This is a genomic window from Mesonia aestuariivivens (assembly GCF_019311235.1).
Lineage (GTDB): Bacteria > Bacteroidota > Bacteroidia > Flavobacteriales > Flavobacteriaceae > Mesonia > Mesonia aestuariivivens.
This window is the reverse complement of sequence record NZ_JAHWDF010000034.1, coordinates 1-4,893: the sequence shown is the minus strand read 5'-3', so window position 1 is coordinate 4,893 and position 4,893 is coordinate 1. Positions and strand designations below refer to the sequence as shown.

Genomic DNA, 4,893 nt, shown 5'->3' with positions numbered 1-4,893 from the left:
TAAGACTAAAACGAACTTTTAAGGCATTAATACAAAAGCAAACAAAAATTAATGCAAATTTTGGCTTTACCCCTAATTTCAATTATTTTTAAAAACAAATTAGGTAGTTTTGAGACAGACTGCCGTTGGCACCAATTAAAAAACTCAACAAAATCAATAGATTGACAAGAATGTCGTAAAAATGTCGCAAAGAAACCGTTATCAAAAAGATACTTTCATAAGTAGTTTTGTGAAAACAATAAACCAAAATTAACTATGAACGAAATCGGAAAAAAAATTAAAGAATTAAGAAAGAAAAAAGGTCTTTCTCAAGAAGAATTAGCTGAATCAGCAAAAGTAAATTTAAGAACAATTCAACGAATCGAAAATAACGAAAGTGAACCTCGTGGAAAAACTCTGAATTTGATATGTGAAGTTCTTGACATAAATGTAGAAGACATTTTGGATTATGGAAAACAAACGGACAAAACTTATCTGACAATTTTCCATCTTACCGTGCTGACCTTTTTAGCAATTCCTGTTGGAAACATTATCATTCCACTAATTATGTGGATGAATAAAAGAGATAAAATAATTGGACTTAAAAAAATCGGAGCAAATTTGTTGAACTATCAGATACTGTGGTCAATTTTGGCTTTTATTTCAATAACTGCATTCGCATTTTTTAAAATTATGCATTATGGATATTACCCAATTTTATTTTACATTTTTATCGGACTTTATGCCGTAAATATAATACTACCGATAATCTTTGCGATTAAAACAAGTAAAGGAAAAACGGAAAGTTTGTATCCGAATATAATAAAACTGATAAAATAACTGGTGCCAACACCGGTAACCGTTGCACAAGTCTAAATTTCTAAGAAAAGAGGGTTATTCTGATTTTTATGAATAGTTAAATTTTTGATTTATAAGGGTATGGTATTATTGAAGTCTACTATTAATTTTAAATTTGATTAAGAAAGAGGTTGTGCAACAGGCACACCGTATAAAATTAATTGCTAGTTCAGGCTTGCTTACGAAAATCCTTTCGGATTTTCTATTCGGTTTGTATTTGCTATATTAAGTGCTTAAACCACGCAACTAATCTTATACAATCACGTTAGGCAACATTATGAAAAAAAAATTCGCCCATAAATTTATAATACTTTTAATTACTTTTAATTACTTTTAATTTTAGTGGAAATAATAACTCAAATATTATTCAGGTTGAAAATAAATCTAGTGATAATATTTATATTGTTACATCCGAAAGCGGAATTATTATTAGAGAAAAACCTAGTTTAGGAAGTAAACGAATAGGAGCGATTCCATTTGGTTCAAAAATCAATGTCTTAGAAAAAACAAACAAAGAATTAATAATTAAAGATAATGGTAAAGAAATAAATGGCAATTGGGTAAAAATAAAAACATATAATCACCCATATTACTATTCAGAAGGAATAGAATTTGGTTATGTTTTTAATGGATTCATAAAAGAAGAATCTGAATTTATCTTGGAATTAAAAGATAAAATGCAGGAATATCCTGAATTTAAAAACTACGAAATCGTTAAAAATAATAATCCTTTTGTATTAAATGGAGATTTCTTTGGCGATGGTGCAAAAGACTTAGCTATAAAAATAAAAGATTCTACCTCAATGACCTTTGGTTTTGTAGATAATAAAATAAACGGTAAAGAAAGAATTGTTGTTATAAATAACGAAAATTTATCTGGTGGTAATTTAGATTTTGGCTGGACAGAACAACTTGAAAAAGTTTCAAAGAATAAAAACTTATGGCCAAAAAATGAAGATATGAGTAATATTAATGTAAATTTTAAATATCCAATTAACAAAAAACTGGTCTTAGGGTATAATTCTCTGTTCGGTCACAACCTTGAATCTTGCGGAGGTGGATATATTTTTTGGTACAATAATAAATTCCACACAATAACTGGAGATTAATCAAAGATCAAGTTTATGAAATACATTTTAATTATTTTTATTTTTATTCCATTGCTTGTTTTTGGTCAACTTAATCTTGATAACGATGAGAATATTGTTTATTATGATAGCGCTGGAGGTCTTTTTCATATTTATAAAAACACAAAAAAGAACTCGTTTTTAGTAACTGATTATGAGGAAGAAAAAATTTTACTAAAAGGATTAAAATACTTCGGTAATCTTAATGGCTCGATTTTTCAAGCTTTAGATAAAAAATATAACGTAATCTATTTCAATGAGAAACTTGAAAAAATCAAAAGACCACTAATTACATACGTAGTTTGTGGAAGTGGTACTGTATATTATATCGAGATTACTGAAGAAGATGAATCTTATATAGTTAATAAATTTTCTAAGAAATACATTCTAAATGCCATAGATAAGAAAGACACGCTATCTACTTTTAAATTTCCCAAGAATAACTATGATAAAATCTATCTTATAAACGGAAAAAAACAATTGGAATATCCTGATCACGATATTTACCCTATGCTTGTCATTTTTGAAGAAGGATTGAGCTATGGAGTAATAAGTAATGATAAAACAGAATATTATGATGACATAAGAATTAGCGGAAAATATTTAAAGGTTAAAAGAAATGGTTTATGGAATATTTTTAATTTCTCACCAAAAGTCAAATATAAAGTCTTAAATGAATTTATAGATAATTTAGCATACTTTGAATTACCAAATGGCAAGATTGGGTATTTAGATAAGCAAGGTACAGAATATTATAAATGAGAAAATAACGTTGCCTAACAAAGAACTGAGGTAAAAACCAACTTTTTTCTACATTAAATTTGAGACATAATTAGCCTGTACTAACATCCATACAAATAGATCTTAGCGGTAATATTTACTTCTTTTTTCTAGCTATCCTTTTGCTAGAACAGATACATAGTTTTCATCGTAGGGCAAACCGGATTTTGCAATAGCAAAAGCTTGTTTTAAAAGCTTATTGGCCACTGCAATCAACGCCAGTTTCTTGCTTTTACCCTTGGCTACAATTCGCTCATAAATTGCCCTGCAACCCTTATTGTGTTTACAGGCGTTGAATGCACAAAGAAATAATAGATTCCGAAGCTTCTTGTTGCCCACTTTACTAATCCTACTTCTCCCCCTAACACTACTGCCTGATTCCCGTATGGTTGGCGTGATCCCTACGTAACTACACAGCTGCGAAGCCTTCTCAAACTTGGTAAATCCATCTGTTATTACCACTAAAAATAAGGCGGTTTTCATTCCGATTCCAGGTATGCTCGTTAGCAAGGTTAGTTGCTGTTGCTGTTCTTGTTTGACAAGCTCCAGTAAGCGAGCTTCAATTCCCCTGACCTCTTTGTCTAGATGTTTGAGATCACGCTTTAAAGACCTATAAACATACCTAGAGGGAATACCTAGAACTTCCTCACCGTGAAGTTTATTCTTGGTAGCCGTACGCTTCTTTAGATAACTATCCATAAGTCGAAAAAGCTGAAGGCATTCTGCCTGTACATCGTTGAGTGCATTGTACAGCGGTACTTCATTAGACAAACCATAATGGCAAATAGCCTTGGCATCGCTCTTATCTGTCTTTATTTTTGATAATTTCATCTGAATAAAACGCTTGACTGACAAGGGATTTACTACCGATACCGGTATACCGTTTTTGTAAAGAAACTGTGCAAGTCGATAATGGTAATATCCTGTAGCTTCCATCACTACCAAAGAGTCTACTGCTAATGTCTTGACAAATAATTTAAATCCGGAAGAATCATTCTTAAATTGAGAATGACCTCCTTTACTGCTATAAACATCAAAAACATCTTTACTGATATCAACTCCAAAAGTTTCTTTATATTTATCCATAAGAACTGATTTTATGAAAGAGCATACTACCGTGATCACAACAACTTGAAAACGAGGTCTAAAGCCTCAAAGAACTGAACGTGATTAAAGTAGTTAAAGAGAGGGGATTATCAATGTTGTCGAAGTCTAACGCTTCACCGTATATCATAACCTTAATCCTCTCTTTGTTCTTTCTGATTCATTGTTTAAATTTAATAAGAATCAAACTTAAGATGTATATCGCAAATTGCTGAGCAGGTTTTAGGCTGACATATCTCTGCCATAATCATTATTAAATTTTTTAGCTATATTCGTTTTTAAACCGACCGCAACTTGGAGCGATATACGTGACCGTCAGACTGTCTCAAAACCATGCCATCTTTACCGATTATTTTTCAGGATATGATCTTTGGTATGTTTATTTTTAAGGTATGGAATATCAACAAGGACAAGACTGGGAACAGCTCAGCCTTTACGCAACCTGTTTGGATGATATGATCCCTGGGGAGAATAGCGTACGGCTCATCGATCAATTTGTAAACTTGCTCGATTTATCAAAAATGGGCTTTCAGACCATAGCCACTCAGGGAAGGCCGCCCTATGATCCGGCTGATCTGCTCAAACTCTTTATCTATGGCTATATGAACCGTATGCGCTCTTCACGAAGGCTGGAGAAAGAGGCTTATCGTAACATTGAAGTGATCTGGCTGATTAAAAACTTAAAACCCGACCATAATACCATTGCCAGGTTTAGAAAAGAAAACCCAAAAGCCATCCGAAAGGTGTTCCGGCAAAGTGTGGCTATTACTCGTAACTTCAACCTGATCGGGGGAAACCTCATTGCAGGGGATTCTACCAAGCTAAGGGCGCAGAACAGTAAGAAAAATAACTATAATAAAAAGAAAATAAAGCGTCACTTAGAGTATATCGATAAAAAACTCGAAGAGCATAACCAACAACTGGCCACAGCGGATGGAGATCAGAAAAAAACTGAAGAAATCGAAGATCAAATAAAAGCACGCAAACAGCAAAAAAACAAATACAAGGCGATACAAAAACAACTTGATGAAGATACTTCTTCTGA

The 4,893-nt window shown here is 32.2% G+C and carries 5 protein-coding genes and 1 pseudogene; 5 read left to right on the top strand and 1 reads right to left on the bottom strand.

Going from position 1 to position 4,893, the window contains the following annotated elements:
- Positions 1-255 precede the first annotated feature (255 nt).
- The 4 genes and pseudogenes from KW502_RS14955 (at position 256) to KW502_RS14945 (ending at position 2,726) form a co-directional block, all read left to right on the top strand.
- Positions 256-819, top strand: a complete 564-nt coding sequence (locus tag KW502_RS14955; protein ID WP_219041360.1) for a helix-turn-helix domain-containing protein — start codon at positions 256-258, stop codon at positions 817-819.
- A 344-nt stretch (positions 820-1,163) separates the two neighbouring features.
- A pseudogene (locus tag KW502_RS15700) lies at positions 1,164-1,466 on the top strand (SH3 domain-containing protein); the annotation flags it as partial.
- A 30-nt stretch (positions 1,467-1,496) separates the two neighbouring features.
- Entirely contained in the window at positions 1,497-1,946 is a 450-nt protein-coding gene (locus KW502_RS15535) for a hypothetical protein (RefSeq protein ID WP_255554287.1), read from the top strand.
- 15 nt (positions 1,947-1,961) lie between these two features.
- Complete coding sequence (locus KW502_RS14945; RefSeq protein ID WP_219041359.1) at positions 1,962-2,726, top strand: hypothetical protein; 765 nt, start codon at positions 1,962-1,964, stop codon at positions 2,724-2,726.
- A gap of 132 nt (positions 2,727-2,858) precedes the next feature.
- Here KW502_RS14945 and KW502_RS14940 read toward each other — a convergent pair whose 3' ends face one another.
- Positions 2,859-3,830 carry an IS110 family RNA-guided transposase gene (locus KW502_RS14940; protein ID WP_219041358.1) on the bottom strand — a complete coding sequence of 324 codons (972 nt, stop codon included), beginning with the start codon at positions 3,828-3,830 and terminating at the stop codon, positions 2,859-2,861.
- A 410-nt stretch (positions 3,831-4,240) separates the two neighbouring features.
- Here KW502_RS14940 and KW502_RS14935 point away from each other — a divergent pair.
- Positions 4,241-4,893: transposase (locus KW502_RS14935; protein WP_219041357.1), on the top strand; the 653-nt coding region annotated here is incomplete at its 3' end.

Coding starts and splice junctions, on each gene's coding strand:
- KW502_RS14940 (WP_219041358.1), bottom strand. CDS start 3,830: ATGGATAAATATAAAGAAACTTTTGGAGTTGATATCAGTAAAGATGTT.
- KW502_RS14955 (WP_219041360.1), top strand. CDS start 256: ATGAACGAAATCGGAAAAAAAATTAAAGAATTAAGAAAGAAAAAAGGT.
- KW502_RS14945 (WP_219041359.1), top strand. CDS start 1,962: ATGAAATACATTTTAATTATTTTTATTTTTATTCCATTGCTTGTTTTT.